This window comes from Psychromarinibacter sp. S121 (genome assembly GCF_049801035.1).
Classification (GTDB): domain Bacteria; phylum Pseudomonadota; class Alphaproteobacteria; order Rhodobacterales; family Rhodobacteraceae; genus Psychromarinibacter.
Genome location: NZ_JBNAGE010000002.1, coordinates 490,695 through 511,311, shown reverse-complemented (window position 1 = coordinate 511,311; position 20,617 = coordinate 490,695). Strand labels below are relative to the sequence as shown.

Below are 20,617 nucleotides of genomic sequence, written 5' to 3'. Positions count from 1 at the left end.
CACAACAGAGGGCAGCGCCGGCCCGCGGGGTGGCGCAATAGCGCCGCCCCATGGGGGCGGGTCTCTCGGGCATCGCTTTGCGATGCCCTGCCGACAGGCGATTGCAAGCAATCGCCGAGAGGCGGCGCTGCCCGGCGTGCCGCCAGGCGGTGGATCATTGCCAACGTCACGCGCCCACCTCCACCAGCAAGTTCCCCTGTGCATCGCCCCGAGCCACGTCGCCCGGTTCCAGTAGCACCGTTGTGTCCATCTGCTCGACCACCGCCGGCCCCTTCAGCACCGCGTCCAGCGGCAGCCACTCGCGCCGGTAGACCGGCGTTTCGAATACCGCGTCACCGAACCGCACCGGCCGCACCCCGGTGTTCGCCTCGGCGACAGAGCCCTTCCGTCCCGCCGGGTCGATCAGCGTCGACAGGTCCACCGGCAGCCGCTCGCCGATGACCGAGGTGTTCACGTTCACCACGCTTGCCCGAATCTCGGACAGCTCGACGCGGAACCGGTCGAAATAGACCCGCTCGAACGCCGCCTGCAGATCCTCGCGGGATAGGCCCGGATCGGGAACCGGCACCCGGATCAGGTGGGTCTGGCCGATGAACTGCATGTCGACGGAGTGCACCCGCCGGATACCCGCCAGCCGAACCCGCTCGGCCGAGATCAGCGCCTCTCCCTCGGCGGCTTGTTCGTCGAAGGCCGCACGCAGGTCGGTCATGTCCAGCGTGTCCAGCGCCCGGCCCAAAGTACGCACGTAGTCATGCCGCAGGTCCGCCACGACGCAACCGATCGCGTTGGTGATGCCGGGGCGCGGCGGGACCAGAACGCGGGGGATGCCCAGTTCCTTCGCCAGCGCGCAGGCGTGCAAGGGCCCGGCGCCCCCGAAAGCGAACAGCGCGAAATCGCGCGGGTCCGCCCCGAGAGAAACAGACACCATACGGATCGCGCCTGCCATCCGCGCATTCGCCACGCGGATCACCGCCTCGGCCGCTTGCCCGGCGTCCAGTCCCAGTGGCGCGCCCAGCGCGGCGAACGCGTCTCGCACCGTCTCCAGCGACACGCCGCCCTCTACCGCCAGCCGCGCCGGGTCGAGGCGTCCCAGCAGCAGGTTCGCGTCCGAGATCGTCGCCTGCGTCCCACCCCGGCCATAGCAGATCGGCCCCGGCACCGACCCGGCGCTTTCCGGCCCCACCTGCAACAGCCCCGCCGCATCGACCCGCGCGATGGACCCGCCGCCCGCGCCCACGGTGCGCACGTCGACCATCGGCACGTGGATCGGCATCGCGTACTCGATTTCCGTCTCGTTCGAGACCTGCGGCTCTGCATCCCGGATCAGCGCCACGTCGGTCGATGTGCCGCCCATGTCGTAGGTGATCAACTCTCCGATGCCCGCCGCGCGCCCGGTATAGGCCGCAGCCATCACGCCCGAGGCGGGGCCGGACATCACTGTCTTGGCCGCCTCGTCGGCCACGCGTCGCGACGACACCATCCCGCCGTTGCCGTTCATCACCAGCAATTCGCTGCCATAGCCGCCCTCGGCCAGCGCATCTTCGAGCCGCCGGATATAGCGCGTCAGCAAGGGCTGGACCGAGGCATTGACCGCCGCCGTCACGCCCCGCTCGAACTCTCGGCTTTCGGACAGCAGCGCGTGGCCCAGCGTGACGTGGTCGTTGGGCCAGACCTCGCGCAGGATCGCGCCACAGGCCAGTTCGTGTGCCGGGTTGGCGTAGGCGTGCAGGAAGTGAACGACCACCGACTCGCAGCCCGCATCCAGCAGCGCCCGCGCCGCGTCGCGCACCGCTTCTTCGTCCAGCGGGATCAGGACCTGTCCCGACGCGTCCATTCGCTCGGGCACCTCCAGCCGCAGGTTGCGCGGGATGATCGGGCGGAAGCTGCCCTTCATGCCGTATGGCTGGGGACGAGTGCGGCGGCCCAGTTCCAGCACATCGCGAAAACCTTGCGTGGTGATCAGGCCGGTCTTCGACAGCTTGCGCTCCAGCACCGCGTTTGTCGTGGTCGTGGTGCCGTGGACGATCAGGTCCAGAGCGGCAAGATCGCTGCCCGCCGCCTCTAGCGCGTTCAGCACCCCGAAGGCCTGATTGTCGAGAGTCGAGGCGACCTTGGCGAGCCGGACCTCTCCGGTCTGCTGGTCGATGCGGACAAGATCGGTGAACGTGCCGCCCACGTCGACACCCGCCACCTGCCCGGTTCCGTCACTTGCCATCCCGTTCGCCCGCTGTCCCTGCCGCGCCAGTGAACGACCGTACCGCGCCGGGTGTCAATCCGCCGTCAGTGTGACGGTGGCGTCAATCGGTCCCGCTTCGGTCGCATAGGCGCGGTGATCGTTGGTGTTCAGCGCGACCCGCAATTGGTGGGTGCCGGCAGGCAACGCGCCGATCCGGAACTCGCCGCCGTAGACGCGGCCAAGCTTCAGCCCGTTGAGATAGACGTGCCCGTGCCCCGTGCCGGGCACATGCGCCTGATCGACCGCCTCGGGGTCAAAGGTGAAATCCGTGGTGGCAATGCGGATCAGCCACCCGCCCTCGCCCGGCTCCGCCTCTAGCGCGACCGTCGGTGCGGTCTCGCCCTCGGGAACCACATAGCTTTCGTCATGCGACATCCCGCCAGCGCTGTCGATCCGGGCACGGGTGGTCACGTCTCCGGCGACCTCGAAGGTCAGGGTCACCGGCACCAGCCGGCCGTCCGAGCCTTCGCCAAGGCCGCTCAGCATCCCATGCGCACCGTCCATCGCCAGCGACGGCGCCGACCCCGCGGGGATGGCCAGACCCGCAGAGGACATGGCGCCCATCAGGTGCAGGTGCCCTTCTTCTGTCGAGACCTGCATCAGACGGTCCGGTCCACCCGGGTTGTCGATGGTCAGCGTCAAGGCAAACGATCCGCCCATGGGGACCAGAACCGCATTGGTCACGGTCAGGGGCGTTCCAGACTTGAACAGGCCGGACAACACAAGGACGCCGCCCGCCATCACGAGAACAAGGAAAGCTCCGAGCAAGGCAAGGGGTTTCAAGACGCGCTCCACCGGTTAGACATCTTGCATGAAGCCTAGCCGCCGTTCCCTGCTGTACAAGACCATACCGCTACTGTTGCCCGTAATGGCGCAGGCGCATGCCTCGGAACAGGGGCTGGTGCTGCTTTTGCCGACAGATGTCTACACCGGCGCCGGGGTCGCGGCGGTGGTGGCGACGGTTCTGCTGTTGGCCTTCACGCCCGCAGGCCTGATGCGGCGGCTGTTCACATCGTTGCCTCTGTGGCGATGGCGACCGGGCGTCTGGCCCGAGATCACCAGCACGCTGTCGTTCCTTTTCCTGTCGGTGGTGGTGGCCGCGGGCTTTCTTGGGCCGCGCGACCCGCTGGCGAACCCGTTGCCGCTGACGGTGTGGACGGTGTTCTGGGTGGCGCTGGTCACGCTTCAGGGTCTGTTCGGCGATCTATTGCGCTGGCTCAACCCGTGGTCCGGGCCGCTTCTGCTGCTGCGGCGCGTGCTGGGACCATGGCCCGTCTACCGCATCCGGGGCACGTGGCCGGGTGCTTTGACCTTCCTCGCCTTCGCGGGCTTTCTGCTGGCGGACCCGGCCCCGTCGGACCCCGACCGGCTGGCGACAATGGTCGCGCTGTACTGGCTGGCGACGTTCTTCCTGGCCTGCGTTTTCGGTCCCCGCTGGCTGCGGCGGGGCGAGGGGCTGACGCTGGCCCTGACCGCCTACGCGCGGCTGGGCGTGTTCGCACGTCGCGGCGGACGGCTGCGGGCCGGGCTGCCGGGCTGGCAGATCGCGACGCGGGGCGCAGGAGCAGGACTGGCGCTGATTTCGGTCCTGCTGCTGGGAAGCGGCAGCTTCGACGGCGTGAACGAGACGTTCTGGTGGCTGACCCGCCTTGGCCTGAACCCGTTCGAGTTCCCCGGCCGCTCCGCCATCGTGCCGCAGACGCTGCTGGGGCTGATCCTTGCCAACCTGCTTCTGAACGCGGTGCTGGCGCTTTCACTGTGGCTGGGTCTGCGCCTTGCGCGCAGCGGCATGACCCTGACGCGCGCCTTCATCCTGTTCGCCCCGTCGATGCTGCCGATCGCGCTGGGCTATCATGTGGCACATTATTTCACGAGCTTCCTTGTCGACGGCCAATATGCACTGGTCGCGATCAGCGATCCGTTTCTCACCGGGGCAGACCTGCTGGGGCTGGGCGACTTCTACGTCTCTACCGGCTTCTTCAACACGACCGACAGCGTGCGGCGCATCTTCCTGACGCAGGCGGGCGCGGTGGTGGCCGGGCACGTGCTGGCGGTGCTGGTGGCGCACGCCATCGCCGTACGGGCCTTCGGCGGGCACCGGCGCGCCGCGCTCAGCCAGGCCCCGCTGGCGGTGTTCATGATTGCCTACACTTTGTTCGGTCTCTGGCTGCTCTCGTCGCCACGTTTCTGATTTTCAACGTTTCCGTGGACATGCGGGGCCCTTGCCTTGCATGGTTACCGCAGAACGGGACCAAACCGGGGGGTTCAAGACATGACCGACACCAAGACCACCACCACGCGCCGCAGTGCGCTGAAAACGCTTGCGGGCGGTGCGGCGGCGCTGCCGCTCTGGGCCCGCTACACCCACGCCCAGACCGCCGAGCCGATCAAGATCGGCTTTCAGGTCCACAGCACCGGCATCGGGGCCGCCTATGGCCGGTGGTACGGCCGCACCACCGAGGCCGCCGCTGCGCTGATCAACGAAGCGGGCGGCATCAATGGCCGCCCTGTCGAAATCATCGCCGAGGACGACGGCACCGACCCGCGCCGCGGCGCCGAGGTGGTCGAGAAGTTCGCCAACCAGCACGGCTGCGACATCGGGTTCGGCACGCTGTTCAGCCACGTCGTCATGGGCTCGGCCCCGCGTGCGGGCGAACTGAAGCTGCCGTATTTCGTGGTTTCCGAAGGCCATCACGTCGCCTCGGGCGCGCTGAACCGCTGGACCCTGCAGCCGGGCATCACCGACGTGAAAAGCCAGGTGACGGCGATGGCGCCGTTCATCTCTGGCACGTTGGGCAAGAAGGTCACGATGATCTATCCCGACTATGCCTTCGGCCACGACCACCGCGACAACCTGAAACCCGCGATCGAGGCGGCAGGCGGCGAAGTGATCGGCATGATTCCGATCCCGCCGACAGAGACGTCTTTCACGCGCTACTTCCCGCAAATCCCGCGGGACACCGAGGTGCTGTATCACGTGATGATCGGGCCCGCCGTCCTGACCTTCGTCAAGGAACTGGGCGAGTTCTTCGGCCCCTCTGCACCCGCGATCTTCGGCTTCATCGACTCGCTCGAAGCCGTCGACCTGTCCTCGCCCGGGCTCGAGTTCCTGGACGGGACATACTTCTGGGAAGGCATGCCCCGCTATTCGCAGGGCAACAACGAGTATGACGCCTTCTACCGCGAGAAGGTCGGCGTAGATGACAATGGCGCCTCGGTGTCTGACCCGTCCGACGTGTCGACCTATGCGCACATGTTCGGCTGCTGGGAGACGCTTCACATCGTGAAAGCGGGTATGGAGGCTGCGGGCTATTCCGGCCCCGGCGACCGTCAGGCCCTGATCGAGGCGGTCGAGGCGATGACCGACATGCCGCAATCGAACGAGCACCCGCAAGGCGCCAAGGTCTTCAACGGCAAGACGCACCAGGTCTTTGGCCACCAGTACATCTCGAAGGTCGAAGGCGGCCGCCTGAACGTGGTTCACACCGCCTCGATCGAGGACGGGATGTACCCGGACGAGGTGGATTACACGACAATGTCGTTCTGACGAGGTGCCTCCGGCTTCGGGCCGGGGGTGCCACCCTATCGGGGCCCCGGGTCACGCCCGGGGCATCCCACGCGACCCATTAACGGTCGTGGATGCCCTTCCCCTCCATGATCAGCGGCAAGGCCTTCTCGACCCGGCTCTCGCGGGTTTTCGACTGCTTCGCGCCGCCGATCTGCAAGACCCACCCGCGTCGCCGTCCGGGTGTCAGCCCGTCCCACGCCTCGCGGAACGTGGCGTCCGCGTCCAGCGCCTCGGACAGTTCCTTGGGCAACTCGAAATCATCCGCCGGCAGGTCGACCTTCTTGCCCGCCTTCTCGTTCTCGATCGCTTCGGCCAGCAGCGCGCGCAAAGCGTCTGCCTTCCCAGTCACGTCATCGACCGAATGCAACGGCACGATCCGGGCCGAGCGTGAATTCGGCCCCGGCGGCTCAAGCAGCCGATCCGGGTCCGTCAGCAGCACGCCCTTGAAGAAGGACAGCACGCAGCGCCCGCCATAGCTGTCGACGGTGCAGACGTTGGCGCCGTCAAGGCAATAGACCGGCTGCCGCCACTTCAGTTCCTCGGTCAGCGGGAACTCCAGCACGATCTCGCGCAGCGCCTTCTTCTCGTCCTTCCAAGCGGTGTCGCGCTCGAAGAACGTCTCGAAGCGCGGGTTCTTCTCTCCCATGGCGCTCTCCTCCGGCCAATCGCCAATACTGTCGCCCAACGAAACGGCGCTGTCCATCGGCGTGGCCGCCGCGCGCGGGAAAGCGCTTGCCCGCCCGCACCTTACCGGGCAACGTCCCGAGCATGGAATTCGGTCCCTACCTGATGCTCGCCTCGCTGGAAGGCGCGGTCACCGCGGCGGTGCTGGCGCTGACGGCGGTTGGCCTAAGCCTTGTCTTCGGCATCATGCGCGTCGTGAACGTGGCGCATGGCGAGTTCTTCATGCTGGGCGCGGTTCTGGCATGGTGGGTGTCGTCTTGGTTCGGTGGCCCGGCCGCCGTGGGCTTCATCGCGGCGGCGGTGATCGCGCCGGTGCTGGTGGGGCTGCTGGCTGCGGCGGCGGACATGACCCTGCTGAAACGGATCGACTACGACCCCGAACGCACAATCGTCGTGACCATCGGACTTCTCTACGTGATCCAGCAAGTCACCCTGATGACCTACGGCCCCGAGGCGCGCCCGGTCGAGCCGCCGTTCAACACGCGCCTTGCGCTGCCGTGGTTCGAATGGGGCGAGAACGGGTTTCAGCTTTACTGGCCGTGGGGGCTGTCGACGACGTCTTACAAGCTGTTCGTGATCGCCGCGGCGGCGGCGGTGCTGGCTGCGGTCTGGCTGCTGATGCGCCACACGAAGATCGGCCTGATCATGCGCGCCACCCAGCTGGACGGCGAGATGGCGCAGGTCTTCGGCATCCCGGTCGAGCGGGTCTATGCCTTCACCTTCGGCCTTGGCGCGGGGCTCGCCGCGCTGGCGGCGGTGCTGATCGTGCCGATCCAGCAGGCGCATTACCTGATGGGCGGCGACCCGCTTCTGCTGTCCTTCATCGTGGTGATCATCGGCGGCCTCGGCAGCCTGCCCGGCACCGTCGTCGCGGCGCTGCTGATCGGCATGTCAGACGGCATCATCTCTGTCTTCTTCTCGCCGACGCTGGCGAAGATCCTTGCGACGCTGCTGGTGGCGCTAGTTCTGGTGTTCCGCCCGCAGGGCCTGTTCGGAACCCGCGCGGCATGACCGAGACCGGCAAGGCCATCGCGCTGCACGCGGGGCTGGTCGTCCTGCTGTTCGTGCTGCAATGGGTGCTGCCCGCCTATCACCACGGCAATCTTGCGCGGGTGATGGTGCTTGCGACCTACGCGATGGGGTACAACCTGCTGTTCGGCTACACCGGGCTGCTGTCCTTGGGCCATGCGATGTTCTTCGCCGCAGGCATGTACGGCATGGCGCTGACGGTGAAGCACCTTGGCTGGGCCCCTGCCCCGGCGCTTGTCGCGGGGATCGGGGCGGGCCTGCTGCTGTCGCTGGCCGTGGGCGCGCTGGCGCTGCGGACGGCGGGGGTCGCGTTCATGATCGTGACCCTGATGTTCGCACAGGCGGTGTTCCTGACGATCCTCTATTTCGGCGAGTGGACCAACGCCGACGACGGGCTGGTGCTGCAACGCGCCGAACGGATGATGTGGGGGCTCGACCTTAGCAACGACGCAACCCGCTACGTCGCCGCGTGGGTGCTGTTCACCGTTTGCCTTGGCCTGTCGCTGTGGCTCGTCCGGTCGTCCTTCGGCAAGGTGCTGATCGCGATCCGCGAGAACGAGCCACGCGCGCAGATGCTGGGATACGACACCTTCCGGCACAAGCTGGCGGCGGTCACTGCCTCGGGCACCATGTCGGCGGCGGCGGGCGCGGGCTATGGGCTGCTGTTCGGCTACGCGGGCGCCAGTTTCGCCGGGGTGCAGTATTCCATCCTGCCGCTGCTGTGGGTCCTGCTGGGCGGCGCGGGAACGATTGTCGGTCCGTTCATCGGCGCGCTGTTTACCTTCTATCTGATCGACATCGCGTCCGGCTTCACCTCGGCCTACATGGCGGTGGTCGGTGGGGTTCTGATCGCGCTGACGCTGTTCGCGCGGCAGGGCATCGGCGGCGAGTTGCGCCGCCGTGTCTGGAGGTGGCTGCCATGAGCCTTCTCGAAACCCGCGGGCTGTCCAAAAGCTTCTCCGGCCTTCGCGCCGTACACGAGGTCGACTTCGCCCTGCCCGAGGGCGAGGTTCGCGCGCTGATCGGACCGAACGGCGCCGGCAAGACCACCTTCGTCGGCATGCTTTGCGGGCGGATCGAGCCTTCGTCGGGCACCGTCCGTTTCTCCGGTGCCGACGTTTCCCACCTGCCCGCGCACCGGCGCATCCGGGCGGGCATGGCCTATACGTTCCAGATCACCAGCATCTTCGCGAAACTCAGTTGCCGCGAGAACGTCGCGCTTGCCGTGCGCCGCCGCCACGGCCCGCAGTCCGACGTGATCGAGGCGCTGGCCCGCGTCGGTCTGGACGACCGCGCCGACCAGCTTGCGGGCGACCTGAGCTATGGCCACCAGCGCCTGCTGGAGATCGCAATGGGGCTGGCGCAGAAACCCCGCCTGCTGATCCTTGACGAGCCGACGCAGGGTCTGTCCGACGGCGAGATCGACGCCTTCTGCACGCTGATCCGCGAGCTGAAAGCCGAGACCACGATCCTGCTGATCGAGCACAACATGGCCGTCGTGATGCAGACCGCCGATCGCATCACCGTGCTGAACTTCGGCGAAATCCTCGCCGAGGGCGCGCCTGACGAGATCCGCGCGAACCGTGCCGTGCAGGCCGCCTATCTGGGGACCGAGGATGCTTGAGCTATCCGATGTCTCTACCGGCTATGGCGAGGCGCAGGTTTTGCGCGACGTTTCGCTCGACGTTCGGGCGGGCGAGATTCACTGCCTGCTGGGCCGCAACGGCGCGGGAAAGACCACGACGATGAAGGCCATCACCGGGTTGCTGCCGCTATGGGGCGGGACGATCCACCTTGACGGCGCCGAGATCGGCGCGCTGCCCGCGCACCGCGTTGGGCAGACCGGGGTCGGCTATATCCCGCAGGGGCGGCGGCTGTTCGGGGAACTGACGGTGGCGCAGAACCTTGAGATCGGGCTGATGACGCGCCGGTCTTCCGCCGCCGTGCGGGAACGTGCGCTTGACCTGTTCCCACGCCTGCGCGAGCGGATGGGCCAGCGGGCGCAGACCCTGTCCGGCGGCGAGCAGCAGATGCTGGCGACCGCCCGCGCGCTGTGTACAGAGCCAAAGGTCTTGCTGCTGGACGAACCGACCGAAGGGCTGCAACCGTCGATGATCGCGGCGATCCGCGACGTGATCGTTCAACTGCGCAGCGAAGGCACCGCGATCCTGCTGGTGGAACAGCGCATCGACGCTGTGCTGGCGGTGGCGGACCGGGTGACGTTCCTGGAGAACGGCCATGCGCGCGAGACCTGGGCCGCCGCCGACCTGCGCGGAAACCATGCGGTGATCGACCGCTACCTTGGGGTCTGACGCCGGCGGCGCAGCGGTTCGCAACCCGCCTTCGCCCTGACCGTTTTCCCGGCATCCCGCGAACCGGACGGCGCCCGCGCCACGCGCCCATTGACAGGTGAACCATCGGACGCGCAGGCTTTGACCGGACAGTCAAAGGGAGCGCCGATTGCCGGCTTACCATCGCCCATCCACCCTTGCGGACGCGCTGGATATTCTGGCGTCGGATCCGGTGACGCTCGCTGCCGGCTGCACCGACCTTTATCCCGCGACGCAGGCCAAGGCACTGCCGGGCGACATCCTCGACATCACGGCGATTCCCGATCTGCAAGGCATCAGCCAGGACGACGCGGGCTGGCGCATCGGCGCCGCCGTGACTTGGGCCGAGATCATCCGTCACCACATGCCGCCTGCTTTCGACGGCCTGAAGCGCGCGGCGCGCGAGGTTGGGTCGGTGCAGATCCAGACCGCCGGGACGGTCGCGGGCAACCTGTGTACCGCCTCGCCCGCAGGCGACGGCGCGCCTTGCCTGATGACGCTGGACGCAGAGGTCGAACTGATGTCCGCCACCGGCACCCGCAGGCTGCCGCTGGCCGCATTCCTTACTGGCGCACGGCGCACGGCGCGTCGCGATGACGAACTGGTCTCCGCCATCCGTATTCCGGCGCGCGCGGCATCGGGCGAGGGCGACTTTCTGAAACTCGGCGCGCGCCGTTATCTGGTGATCTCCATCGCGATGGCCGCAGCGCGGTTCGAGACGAAGGACGGCGCGATCACGCGGGCCGCGCTGGCGGTCGGCGCGTGCAGCCCGACCGCCGTCCGGCTGACGGAACTTGAGAAGGCGCTTGAAGGTGCGCCCCTTGCGACCGCAGCAAAGCTTGTCTCGCCAGCCACCGTCGCGCCGCACCTGTCGCCCATCGACGACATCCGTGGCGACGCCGGATACCGCAGCGAAGCGGCGACCGAGCTTGTCCGCCGGCTGATCCTTCGCTGCGCAGAAAAACGCGCGGAGGTCGCGGCATGAACCGGCCCTTCGGAACCATGACGATGCGGCTGAACGGCGCGGAGACGCCCTTTGCCGCCACGCCCGGACGGCGCCTTTCCGAAGTGCTGCGCGAGGATCTGCGGCAGTTCGGAACCAAGATCGGCTGCGATGCGGGCGATTGCGGGGCCTGTACCGTTCTGCTGAACGGCGACCCTGTCTGCGCCTGCCTGACCCCTGCGATCCGCGCCGACGGGGCCGAAGTGACGACCGTCGAGGGGGTGCAGCATATCGTGCCGATGCTGCAGCAATCCTTCCTGCGGCATGGCGCTGCTCAGTGCGGCATTTGCACCCCCGGCATGCTGACCGCCGCTGCAGCATTGCTGCAGAAAAATGCCGCGCCCAGCCGTCGCGAGGTCGAGGATGCACTGGGCGGCGTGCTGTGTCGCTGCACCGGCTATGCCAAGATCATCGACGCGGTCTGCGACCTGTCCGGAATCTCTGAACCCGGACGCCCGGACGCCGGCGCGGCAGTCGGCGCGCGGCTGGAACGGCTGGATGGCGGGCCGAAGGTTGCGGGGACCGAGGTCTATGGCGCGGACCTTGTTCTGCCCGACACTTTGGAGGTTCGCGCGGTCCGCTCGCCGCATCATGCTGCGGCCTTCACGCTTGGCGATGCCGCGGCATGGGCCGCTACCGCGCCCGGCGCTGTCGAGGTCTTCACAGCCGCCGACATCCCCGGACCGAACCTGTTCGGAACGATCCCGGATTTCGTCGATCAACCTGTGCTGGCCGAGGCGTTCGTGCGCCAGCGGGGCGAAGCCGTGGCCATCGTCGCAGGCGAGACCGCCGTGCTGGATGCGCTCGACTTTTCGCGCTTCCCGGTCGACTGGACCCCGACGCCCGCCGTCACCGATCTGGAATCCGCGCCGTCCGAAGACCTGCACCCGAACCGCCCCGGCAACCTGATGATCCGGGGCCTTGTCCGATGCGGCGATGCCGAAGCCGTGCTGGACACGTCAGCCTTCACCGCCGAGGCACAGGTGGACACCAGCTTTGTCGAGCACGCCTATATCGAGCCCGAGGCGGGCATCGCGTGGATGGACGGCGATACGCTGGTTATCCGCGCCTGCACGCAGGCCCCGGTAATGGACCGCGACGAGACGGCGAAGGTGCTGGGCCTGCCGCTGGACAGGGTCCGCGTTCAACCCGCAGCAACCGGTGGCGGGTTCGGTGCGAAGCTCGACGTGTCGCTACAGCCGCTGATCGGTCTTGCTGCGCTGAAGACCGGGCGGCCGTGCCGCATGGTGTACACTCGCAGCGAAAGCATGGCATCGACGACAAAGCGGCACCCCGCGAAGATGACCGGCCGCGCCGGATGCGATGCGGAAGGCCGGGTGACGGGCATGACATTCGACGGCGACTTCAACACCGGCGCTTATGCCAGCTGGGGTCCGACCGTCGCGGTGCGCGTGCCGGTTCATGCCTCTGGCCCCTACCGCACGCCCCACTATCACGCAGAGGCGCGGGCGATGCACACGAATGGCCCCGCCGCAGGCGCGTTCCGCGGCTTTGGCGTGCCGCAGGCGGCGGTGGTGCAAGAGACGCTGTACGACGACCTCGCGATTGCCGCCGGAATTGACCGGCTGGAGTTTCGTATCATCAACGCGCTGCGCGACGGCGACACCACCGTCTGCGGCCAGACACCCGGCGGCATCGGCATTGCCGAATGTCTCGAAGCCCTGCGGCCCGCATGGCAGGCCGCGCTGGCGTATGCAGACACCTCGGACCCGCGCAGGCTGCGCGGCGTTGGCGTCGCGTCCTGCTGGTACGGCTGCGGCAACACCGGGCTGCCCAACCCCTCGACCATCCGCGCCGGGATAAGTTCGGACGGAGCGCTGGTTTTGCACCAAGGCGCGGCGGACATCGGGCAGGGCTCGAACACCGTGATCGCACAGATCTTCGCGGACGCGGTCGGGCTGCCGGTCGGGCAGGTTGCGCTGGTCGATGGCGACACCGCGCTGACGCCCGACTGCGGCAAGACCTCGGCCTCGCGGCAGACCTTCGTGACCGGAAATGCTGCGCTGCGGGCGGGACGGATGCTGCGCAGCGAGATCCTGTCGCTGACCAACGCCGGGGCCGCAGCGAAGCTGTCGCTGGAAGGCGGCGCACTGACGGTCAGCGACGGGCGTGCGATCCGGACCATCCACCTTGCCGACCTGCCCGCGAACCCGCTGGGCTATGTCCTGTCTGCCGAGGAAACCTATGACCCGCCGACCCGGCCTCTGGACGAGAACGGACAGGGCGAGCCCTATGCCGTCTACGGCTACGGCGCGCAGGTGGCAGAGGTCGAGGTGGACGCGACGCTGGGCACGGTGCGCGTTTTACGGATGACCGCCGCGCACGATCTTGGCCGCGTGGTGAACCCGCTGCTGGCCGAGGGGCAGGTCGAGGGAGGCATCGCGCAGGGCCTTGGGATGGCACTGATGGAGGAATACATCCCCGGCCGCACCGAGAACCTGCACGACTACCTGATCCCGACAACCGGCGACATGCCGGAGATCCGCTCGCTCTTCATCGAGAAGCCGGATCCCGAGGGGCCGCTTGGGGCGAAGGGGCTTGGCGAGCACGTGCTGATCCCCACTGCCCCCGCGATCCTGAACGCGATCCGCCACGCCAGCGGCGCGCGGATCACGCGGCTGCCGGCGCTGCCGCATCGTGTGCGCGCGGCGATCCGGGAGGCGGGCCGATGATGCCGGACCTTATCAAAGCAACGCCCGCCCGGCGGCACCGCCGGGCAGCCCCCGACCGCCCCCCCGGGCGGGGGCTTCACCCCCACCCGCGGCCGGGGGCTGCCCTATTCCCCTCACTCGCCACATGACCACCCGCGCCGATACCTCGACCGGCGAGACGCCTCGCACCAAACCGGACAAGATCCGCTGCGATGCGTGCCCGGTGATGTGCTATATCGCCGAGGGCCGCGCCGGGGCCTGCGACCGTTATGCCAACGAGAACGGGCGGATCATTCGCTGCGATCCGCTGACGATCCTCGACAGCCGACTTGCCGCCGGAGAGGACCTTGTCCCCTTCCTAGCCCGCGACTGGGACGGCACGATCGCCCCCGACGCCGAGCTGTTCCCCACGGCCATCGGTGCGGGCACGACCTATCCCGACTACAAGCCCGCGCCGTTCCTTGTGTCGCGCCAGATCGACGGCGCCGATTTCGTCACCGTCGTGACCGAGGCGATCTTCAGCTATTGCGGCGTGAAGGTGAAGATCGACACCGACCGCCACCTTGGCCCCGAAGCCGCCGCCGTCCGCGCCGGGGGCGAGGTCATCGGCCATGTCACCACCGCCGAATACGGTAGCCAGATGCTGTCCCTTGGCGGTGTCGACCATCTGACCGGCGGGTCAAAATCCGAAGGCCGTGCGACCTGCGAGGCGATGCTGGCGCTGTGCAATGGCGAGGCGGTGACGCTAAGCGTCGACACCGGGGCCGAGGTTGTCGTGCAGGCCGGACAGCCGCCCATCGTCGACGGCCAGCGCGAAGAGCGGATGCGCGTCGGCTGCGGCTCCGCGACCATCGGCATGTTCGCCGACCAGTGGCAGGGGCTGGTGGACGAGGTGGTCGTCGTGGACGATCACATCACCGGCGTCGTCAGCGAGCATCAGGCGGGCAAGGTGATCGATTGGCCCGACACCGGCATCCGCATCAAGGGCCGCAGGTCTACGCCCGGCCGGTATTTCCAGGTGGCCGAGCCGGGGTTGGGCTGGGGCGGCACCGATATCGAGGACCCGCTGACCATTCTTGGTCCGTGGCGTCCGGAGAAGGGCGCGCGACCGGGTCTGACGCTTCTGATGGTGTCCACCACGGGCGAGCAGTACGGCTATTACGTGTTGAACGACGATCTCATCCCAGAGCCCGCGCCATTGCCAGCCGCGCTGAAGCCGACGGTCGATCTGATCGAAGAGAACTGCGAACCCGCGCTGTGCACCGTTATGTTCATGGGCGGCGCGGGCGGGTCTTTGCGCGCCGGGGTGACGCGCAATCCGGTGCAACTGACGCGCTCGGTGCAGGCGCTGAAGACCACAGTCACCAGTGGCGGCGCTCCGGTCTATGTCTGGCCGGGGGGCGGCATAACGATGATGGTCGACGTCACGACGCTGCCGGCGCGGGCCTTCGGTTCGGTCCCGACGCCTGCGTTGGTCGCACCGCTGGAGTTCACGCTGCGCCGCGACGACTATGCCGCGATGGGCGGGCACGAGGGGTCGATCCGAAGCCTCGAAGACATCCTTGCCACCGGTGGCGAATACGGCGCGGCGACGAAAGGCACGGGTCGCCCCTGATGGAACGCGCGTCCGCTGCGATGCTGCCCGATGGGCGGCTGCACCTGCATCATGGCCCCATCGACATCATCGCCGACGCCTCTGGCCCAGCCCGCGACGACGCGCTTCGCTGCGCAGCGAAGCGGTTCGACGGGGTGCTGGAGGATCTGGCCACGGAACTGCCGATGCTGCGGACGCCCATCACGGAAAAGCCCGGCATCGAAGGCCCCATCGCCCGACGAATGCTTGCCGCCACCGCCCCTTTCGCACCGCTGTTCGTCACCCCCATGGCCGCCGTCGCTGGCTCGGTCGCCGACGAGATCGTGGCGGCCATGGCGATCGACGGCGTGACGAAGGCGCATGCCAACAACGGCGGCGACATCGCGTTCCATTTGACCGAGGGCGAAAGCGCGAGCGCCGTTCTGGCGGGTCCGGTCCCGGCGACGATCGACCTGCCGTTCGAGGGTCCGGTGCGGGGGCTGGCGACCTCAGGCTGGCGGGGGCGCAGCCACTCGCTTGGCATCGCGGACAGCGTGACTGTTCTTGCCGCCAGCGCCGCGCAGGCCGACGCCGCGGCAACGCTGATCGCGAGTGCCGTCGACCTGCCCGGCCATCCCGGCATTCTGCGCACCCCGGCGGACACCCTGTCGCCCGACAGTGACCTTGGTCCGCGCCCGGTGACGGTGGATGTCCTGCCCCTGACCGACGCCGAACGCGCCATGGCGTTGAGCCGTGGCGTCGCCGTCGCCGAAAGCTACCGCGCGCGCGGCCTGATCGTCGCCGCGCTATTGGTGCTCGGGGGCGACACACGGGCCACCGGCGCGCTTTTCCCCGTGGCAGAATCGCGCTGAGCCATGCTATCCCTTGTGGCATGTCCAGCGCGCACCCCAAGATAGACCCGGCGGAAACTGTCCGCAGCCCGATCCGTCAGCTTGACGAGGCGGCCATCAACCGCATCGCGGCGGGCGAAGTCGTGGAACGTCCGGCCTCGGCTGTGAAGGAACTGGTCGAGAACGCGCTGGACGCGGGCGCAAGCCGGATCGACGTCGCCATAGCCGATGGCGGCAAGACGCTGATCCGCGTCACCGACGACGGGCACGGCATCCCCGCGGACGAACTGCCGCTGGCCCTGTCGCGGCATGCCACGTCGAAGATCGACGGAAGCGACCTGCTGAACATCCACAGCTTCGGGTTCCGGGGCGAGGCGCTGCCCTCGCTTGGCGCGGTCGGACGGCTGACTATCACCTCGCGTTCGGGATCCGAGGCCGCGACCATCGCGGTATCCGGCAGCCGTCTGGACCCGGTGAAGCCCGCCGCGCTGAACCGGGGCACCGTGGTCGAACTGCGAGACATCTTCTTCGCAACGCCCGCCCGACTGAAGTTCATGCGCAGCGACCGCGCCGAAAGCCAGGCGGTAAGTGACGTCATCAAACGGCTGGCGATGGCCGAGCCATACGTCGGCTTCACCCTGCGCGACGTGACCGGCGGCGGCGAGGGCCGCACCACCTTCCGCGCCGATCCGGAAACCGGCGATCTGTTCGACGCGCTGCACGGTCGGCTTGGCCGCATCCTTGGCGCCGAGTTCGCCGAGAACGCGCTGCGCATCGGCGCCGACCGGAGCGGGCTGGCGCTGTCGGGATATGCCGCGCTGCCGACCTATTCACGCGGGTCCGCCGTGGCGCAGTATCTGTTCGTCAACGGACGCCCGGTGCGGGACAAGATGCTGCTGGGCGCGCTGCGGGCCGCCTATTCCGATTACCTCTCGCGCGACCGGCACCCGGCGGCGGTGCTGTTCATCGAATGCGATCCGCACCTTGTCGATGTGAACGTCCACCCCGCGAAATCCGAGGTGCGGTTCCGCGAGCCCGGCATGGCGCGCGGGCTGATCGTGTCGGGCCTGCGGCATGCGCTGGCAGAGGCCGGGCACCGCGCCTCGACCACCGTGGCGGGCGCGACGCTGGGCGCGATGCGGCCCGAGCCGGCGGAAGGGTCGGAACCCCGCGTCTATCAGATGGATCGCGCGCGCGGCTACGCTGCGCCGCAATACGCCTCGTCCCGGGCGTTGGCAGAAGCGCGGTCGTGGCAGGCTCCGCCCGTCACGCCGCCCCAGTACGGCTTCGCGGAAACCGGGGCGCGACAGGCGCGGGTCGATCCCGTGGTCGAAGATGACGCGCCCGAGATCGCACCGGCGCATCTGCCGTTGGGCGCGGCGCGGGGTCAGGTTCACCAGAACTACATCATCGCCCAGACCGATGACGGCATGGTCATCGTCGACCAGCACGCGGCGCATGAACGGCTGGTCTACGAAAAGTTGAAACGCCAGATGGCGGAGAACGGCGTCGCCGCGCAGGCGCTTCTGATCCCCGAAGTGGTCGAATTGTCGGACGGCGACGCCGCGGCCCTTCTCGACATAGCCGATGACCTGCAACGGCTGGGCCTGACCATCGAACCTTTCGGCGCCGGTGCCGTGGCGGTGCGCGAAACGCCCGCGATCCTTGGGCAGGTCGACGCGGCCGCCATGCTGCGCGACATAGTCGACGAGCTTGCCGACATGGGCGACAGCCAGACCGTGAAGGACCGGATCGAGGCGGTGCTGTCCCGCGTCGCCTGTCACGGCTCGGTCCGCTCGGGCCGCCGGATGACCGGCGACGAGATGAACGCCCTGCTGCGCGAGATGGAAGCGACGCCGCATTCCGGTCAGTGCAACCACGGGCGTCCGACCTACGTGGAACTGAAGCTGTCCGACATCGAACGGCTGTTCGGGCGGACATGATCGAGATCGGCGGCGTCGCCTATTCGCTGGAAGACCCGATTGTTTGGGCCGCGCTTGGTGGCGGCGCATTTCTTCTGTTGCTGGTTCTACTGCTGATGGTCTCGATCCGCCGCGCTGGCCGTTCTGCGGCGGCGGCCGAGAAGGTGTCGGCCCATATGGCGGGCCTTGGCCAGCGGGTGCAGATGCTGTCGGACGGGCAACAGCAACTGTTCGGCGGGCTGAACTCGGTCTCGGAAGCGCAGGCGATGCAGCAGGCGCAAACGCTGCAGTTGATGGAACAGCGGCTGGCCGAGGTCAGCCGGGTGACGGGCGAGGCGCTGCAAGGGTCGGCTACACGCACGGCCCGGTCGCTGGGTGCATTGCAAGAGCGGCTGGAAGCGATCGACAAGGCGCAAGAGAACATCACGCGTCTGTCGGGCGACGTGCTGTCTTTGCAGGACATCCTGTCGAACAAGCAGACGCGCGGGGCGTTCGGGGAAATCCAGCTGAACGATATCGTCGGCAAGGCGCTGCCCTCGGACAGCTATACGCTGCAGGCCACGCTGTCGAATGGACGGCGCGCGGATTGCCTGATCCACCTGCCGGAACCGCCCGGCCCCATCGTGATTGACGCCAAGTTTCCGCTGGAAGCCTACGAGCGCTTGCGTGCCGCCGAGGACAAGGCGGCGCTGGCCGAGGCGCAGCGACAGATGCGCACCGCCGTCCGTGCGCACCTGCGGGCGATCTCGGAGAAATACATCCTCGACGGCGAGACGGCGGATGGTGCGCTGATGTTCCTGCCGTCCGAGGCGGTCTATGCCGAGTTGCACGCGAACTTCCCCGAACTGGTGCGCGAGGGGTTCGACGCGCGGGTTTGGATCGTGTCGCCGACCACCTGCATGGCCACGCTGAACACGATGCGCGCGATCCTCAAGGACGCGCGGATGCGGGCGCAGGCCGGGGCGATCCGGCAGACGCTTCGGCTGCTGCACCGCGACGTGGAACTGGTTCTGCAACGCGCCGGCAAGCTAGAAACCCACTTCCGGCAGGCCCGCGAGGATGTCGAGGGTATCGGCACCGCCGCCGAGCGGGCGGGCAAGCGGGCGGCGAAGCTGGACAACTTCGACTTCGAAGAGCTGGAACCGGACCGCGACCGCGCGGTGGTGCCTCTGCCGCGGCAGGGCTAGGGCGTAAGGTCCAGCCGGATATCCGACGCAGTCGCGAACGGCGCGCCCTTGAGCACTGCAACGCGCGTACCGTTCAGCGACACTTCGGCGTCCTGCCCGTCATCGGATGGCGTCACCTGCACCAAGGGCGGACCGTCCAGCGCCCAGCCTTCCCCGACCTGCACGCGCAGCAGTTCTTCCCCCGGGCTGAAGCTTGTAACCTCGGCCGGTGCGGCGGCGGACCCGTCCAGCCAGCCGCTTTCGGCATCGGGATCGACCGGGTCGATGACATCGCCCGATCCCGCCGGCCCGGGAACGTCGGGCGTTTCAGGGTCGACCGGGTCCAGCACCGGGCCCGTCACCTCGGGCCCCGGCGTGTCGGGCGCATCGGGGTCCACGGGGTCAAGCGGGTCCGAGGCAGTGTCAGGATCATCGGCGATGTCCGGGTCTACGGGGTCGATAACCGGGCCGTCTACCTCTGGGCCGGGTGTGTCCGGCGTCTCTGGGTCGACCGGGTCGGTCACATCAGCCTCGCCGTCCGGGCCGGGGGCGTCCGGGGTGTCCGGGTCGGTCGGATCAAGCACGCCGTCGCCAAGGATCTCGGCCGCGTCCCCGAGGCTGATCTGGTAGGGATCGTCGCCCGACCCGTCCGAGACGGAAAGGAATATGTCCGCAACCGGGACGTCCTGAAGCCCGGGGAAATCCAGCGTCATGACCTCGTCGTCGTCGAAGGCGATGGAAAGCCTGGCCCCGTCCGGCAGGCTTGCGGTGTCGAAGAACAGGTCGTCGCCGACATCCGTCATGTCCAGCAGGACGCTGTCCTCTCCCGGCCGGAAATCCGGGAAGGCATGCGCGCCCGGGCCCGGCGGCACCGCGTGACGCGTGCCGCCAGCGAAGTCGTCTTCGGCGTCACTGGCCACCTCGTCCAGCGGGGTGTCTTCCGTTCCGTTCGGGGTGTCTGGGTCCGGGTCCCGTTCAGGGGAATTCCCCCCGCCGAACCCGGTTTCAAGGATCGGCATCGCTGCGAACGGCAGCAGCCCGAGCAAAAGCAAAGCGGCAAGCAAAATCCCACCTCCGGCCGTGTCCCCCACGTGCGTTGTAAGGACCAGACCTGAAGGAAGAGTCGCAATTACCTTTTGGGTTTGAAGTTAACGGCCCGCGATCAACCGGCTTCGACGAGCCGCACCGCGTCGGCGGTCAATGCGCCGTTCACCGCCTGCACCCGCGCGACCTCGGCCCCGTCGAGCGCGAGCACGGAGGTGCCGTTGTCGTCTTCGACCGTGACATCGGGGTCGGTGGAGCCGCCGGCGACCTCTACGACGACCACGTCCTGCTCTGCATCGAATTCCTCGATCAACACCGAGTCCCCGGCGGCGGCGTCCTCTTGGTCGCCCACCAGCGCCGCGACGTCCGTCACCGGCGTGTCGCCAGAGTCGCCGTTGGCGACCTCTTCATCCTCGGAAGCCGGTTCGTCGTCATTGGACAACGCGTCAAGCGACATGCCCAACAACATCATGCCCAGCAGCAATGCGAGACTCATCATACCCGTAACCCCGAATTCTCGTGACAGCAGCATCGGAACG

17 protein-coding genes are annotated in these 20,617 nt (G+C 68.1%); 12 read left to right on the top strand and 5 right to left on the bottom strand.

Features of this window, described 5'->3' with window-relative positions; genetic code table 11:
- Nucleotides 1-166: 166 nt before the first annotated feature.
- Together ACP156_RS10810 and ACP156_RS10805 are read right to left on the bottom strand one after the other, a co-directional pair.
- A complete protein-coding gene (locus ACP156_RS10810; RefSeq protein ID WP_425051334.1) occupies nucleotides 167-2,215 on the bottom strand; it encodes a hydantoinase/oxoprolinase family protein in 2,049 nt (682 codons plus the stop codon).
- A gap of 54 nt (nucleotides 2,216-2,269) precedes the next feature.
- The gene (locus ACP156_RS10805) at nucleotides 2,270-3,004 is read right to left on the bottom strand and encodes a copper chaperone PCu(A)C (protein ID WP_425051333.1); all 735 of its coding nucleotides are present in this window, start codon (nucleotides 3,002-3,004) and stop codon (nucleotides 2,270-2,272) included.
- Between the two features lie 43 nt (nucleotides 3,005-3,047).
- On the opposite strand from ACP156_RS10805, the gene ACP156_RS10800 reads away from it, so the two are divergent.
- Both ACP156_RS10800 and ACP156_RS10795 read left to right on the top strand, forming a co-directional pair.
- On the top strand, nucleotides 3,048-4,427 hold the full coding sequence (locus ACP156_RS10800) for a hypothetical protein (RefSeq protein ID WP_425051332.1): 1,380 nt from the start codon (nucleotides 3,048-3,050) through the stop codon (nucleotides 4,425-4,427).
- An 81-nt stretch (nucleotides 4,428-4,508) separates the two neighbouring features.
- On the top strand, nucleotides 4,509-5,783 hold the full coding sequence (locus tag ACP156_RS10795; protein ID WP_425051331.1) for an ABC transporter substrate-binding protein: 1,275 nt from the start codon (nucleotides 4,509-4,511) through the stop codon (nucleotides 5,781-5,783).
- Nucleotides 5,784-5,862: 79 nt separating this feature from the next.
- On the opposite strand, the gene ACP156_RS10790 is transcribed toward ACP156_RS10795, so the two are convergent.
- Complete coding sequence (locus ACP156_RS10790) at nucleotides 5,863-6,450, bottom strand: YdeI/OmpD-associated family protein (protein ID WP_425051330.1); 588 nt, start codon at nucleotides 6,448-6,450, stop codon at nucleotides 5,863-5,865.
- Nucleotides 6,451-6,572: 122 nt separating this feature from the next.
- Here ACP156_RS10790 and ACP156_RS10785 point away from each other — a divergent pair, with 122 nt between their 5' ends.
- The 10 genes from ACP156_RS10785 (at nucleotide 6,573) to ACP156_RS10740 (ending at nucleotide 19,055) form a co-directional block, all read left to right on the top strand.
- Entirely contained in the window at nucleotides 6,573-7,499 is a 927-nt protein-coding gene (locus ACP156_RS10785) for a branched-chain amino acid ABC transporter permease (RefSeq protein WP_425051329.1), read from the top strand.
- A complete protein-coding gene (locus tag ACP156_RS10780; protein ID WP_425051328.1) occupies nucleotides 7,496-8,440 on the top strand; it encodes a branched-chain amino acid ABC transporter permease in 945 nt (314 codons plus the stop codon). The genes ACP156_RS10785 and ACP156_RS10780 overlap by 4 nt, the downstream gene beginning before the upstream one ends.
- Nucleotides 8,437-9,141: an ABC transporter ATP-binding protein gene (locus tag ACP156_RS10775; RefSeq protein ID WP_425051327.1), complete on the top strand. Its 705-nt coding sequence runs from the start codon at nucleotides 8,437-8,439 to the stop codon at nucleotides 9,139-9,141. The genes ACP156_RS10780 and ACP156_RS10775 overlap by 4 nt, the downstream gene beginning before the upstream one ends.
- Nucleotides 9,134-9,829: an ABC transporter ATP-binding protein gene (locus ACP156_RS10770; RefSeq protein WP_425051325.1), complete on the top strand. Its 696-nt coding sequence runs from the start codon at nucleotides 9,134-9,136 to the stop codon at nucleotides 9,827-9,829. Before ACP156_RS10775 ends, ACP156_RS10770 begins: the two co-directional genes overlap by 8 nt.
- 148 nt (nucleotides 9,830-9,977) lie before the next feature.
- Nucleotides 9,978-10,832, top strand: a complete 855-nt coding sequence (locus ACP156_RS10765; protein WP_425051324.1) for an FAD binding domain-containing protein — start codon at nucleotides 9,978-9,980, stop codon at nucleotides 10,830-10,832.
- A complete protein-coding gene (locus ACP156_RS10760; RefSeq protein ID WP_425051323.1) occupies nucleotides 10,829-13,543 on the top strand; it encodes a molybdopterin-dependent oxidoreductase in 2,715 nt (904 codons plus the stop codon). Before ACP156_RS10765 ends, ACP156_RS10760 begins: the two co-directional genes overlap by 4 nt.
- A gap of 124 nt (nucleotides 13,544-13,667) precedes the next feature.
- Nucleotides 13,668-15,137 carry a 6-hydroxynicotinate reductase gene (locus ACP156_RS10755; RefSeq protein WP_425051322.1) on the top strand — a complete coding sequence of 490 codons (1,470 nt, stop codon included), beginning with the start codon at nucleotides 13,668-13,670 and terminating at the stop codon, nucleotides 15,135-15,137.
- Nucleotides 15,137-15,967: a UPF0280 family protein gene (locus ACP156_RS10750; RefSeq protein WP_425051321.1), complete on the top strand. Its 831-nt coding sequence runs from the start codon at nucleotides 15,137-15,139 to the stop codon at nucleotides 15,965-15,967. The genes ACP156_RS10755 and ACP156_RS10750 overlap by 1 nt, the downstream gene beginning before the upstream one ends.
- 20 nt (nucleotides 15,968-15,987) lie before the next feature.
- A complete protein-coding gene (mutL, locus tag ACP156_RS10745) occupies nucleotides 15,988-17,889 on the top strand; it encodes a DNA mismatch repair endonuclease MutL (protein WP_425051320.1) in 1,902 nt (633 codons plus the stop codon).
- Entirely contained in the window at nucleotides 17,886-19,055 is a 1,170-nt protein-coding gene (locus ACP156_RS10740; RefSeq protein ID WP_425051319.1) for a DNA recombination protein RmuC, read from the top strand. The genes mutL and ACP156_RS10740 overlap by 4 nt, the downstream gene beginning before the upstream one ends.
- On the opposite strand, the gene ACP156_RS10735 is transcribed toward ACP156_RS10740, so the two are convergent.
- Nucleotides 19,052-20,098 carry a hypothetical protein gene (locus ACP156_RS10735; protein WP_425051318.1) on the bottom strand — a complete coding sequence of 349 codons (1,047 nt, stop codon included), beginning with the start codon at nucleotides 20,096-20,098 and terminating at the stop codon, nucleotides 19,052-19,054. The two genes, ACP156_RS10740 and ACP156_RS10735, sit on opposite strands and share 4 nt — an antisense overlap.
- Before the next feature lie 98 nt (nucleotides 20,099-20,196).
- Nucleotides 20,197-20,577: a hypothetical protein gene (locus ACP156_RS10730; protein WP_425051317.1), complete on the bottom strand. Its 381-nt coding sequence runs from the start codon at nucleotides 20,575-20,577 to the stop codon at nucleotides 20,197-20,199.
- Nucleotides 20,578-20,617 lie beyond the last annotated feature (40 nt).

Excerpts from the sequence above, each read along its gene's own strand:
- ACP156_RS10770 (WP_425051325.1), top strand. The coding sequence starts at position 9,134 with ATGCTTGAGCTATCCGATGTCTCTACCGGCTATGGCGAGGCGCAGGTT.
- ACP156_RS10780 (WP_425051328.1), top strand. The coding sequence starts at position 7,496 with ATGACCGAGACCGGCAAGGCCATCGCGCTGCACGCGGGGCTGGTCGTC.
- ACP156_RS10730 (WP_425051317.1), bottom strand. The coding sequence starts at position 20,577 with ATGATGAGTCTCGCATTGCTGCTGGGCATGATGTTGTTGGGCATGTCG.
- ACP156_RS10760 (WP_425051323.1), top strand. The coding sequence starts at position 10,829 with ATGAACCGGCCCTTCGGAACCATGACGATGCGGCTGAACGGCGCGGAG.
- ACP156_RS10790 (WP_425051330.1), bottom strand. The coding sequence starts at position 6,450 with ATGGGAGAGAAGAACCCGCGCTTCGAGACGTTCTTCGAGCGCGACACC.
- ACP156_RS10740 (WP_425051319.1), top strand. The coding sequence starts at position 17,886 with ATGATCGAGATCGGCGGCGTCGCCTATTCGCTGGAAGACCCGATTGTT.
- ACP156_RS10785 (WP_425051329.1), top strand. The coding sequence starts at position 6,573 with ATGGAATTCGGTCCCTACCTGATGCTCGCCTCGCTGGAAGGCGCGGTC.
- ACP156_RS10795 (WP_425051331.1), top strand. The coding sequence starts at position 4,509 with ATGACCGACACCAAGACCACCACCACGCGCCGCAGTGCGCTGAAAACG.
- ACP156_RS10755 (WP_425051322.1), top strand. The coding sequence starts at position 13,668 with ATGACCACCCGCGCCGATACCTCGACCGGCGAGACGCCTCGCACCAAA.
- ACP156_RS10775 (WP_425051327.1), top strand. The coding sequence starts at position 8,437 with ATGAGCCTTCTCGAAACCCGCGGGCTGTCCAAAAGCTTCTCCGGCCTT.
- ACP156_RS10800 (WP_425051332.1), top strand. The coding sequence starts at position 3,048 with ATGAAGCCTAGCCGCCGTTCCCTGCTGTACAAGACCATACCGCTACTG.
- mutL (WP_425051320.1), top strand. The coding sequence starts at position 15,988 with ATGTCCAGCGCGCACCCCAAGATAGACCCGGCGGAAACTGTCCGCAGC.
- ACP156_RS10750 (WP_425051321.1), top strand. The coding sequence starts at position 15,137 with ATGGAACGCGCGTCCGCTGCGATGCTGCCCGATGGGCGGCTGCACCTG.
- ACP156_RS10810 (WP_425051334.1), bottom strand. The coding sequence starts at position 2,215 with ATGGCAAGTGACGGAACCGGGCAGGTGGCGGGTGTCGACGTGGGCGGC.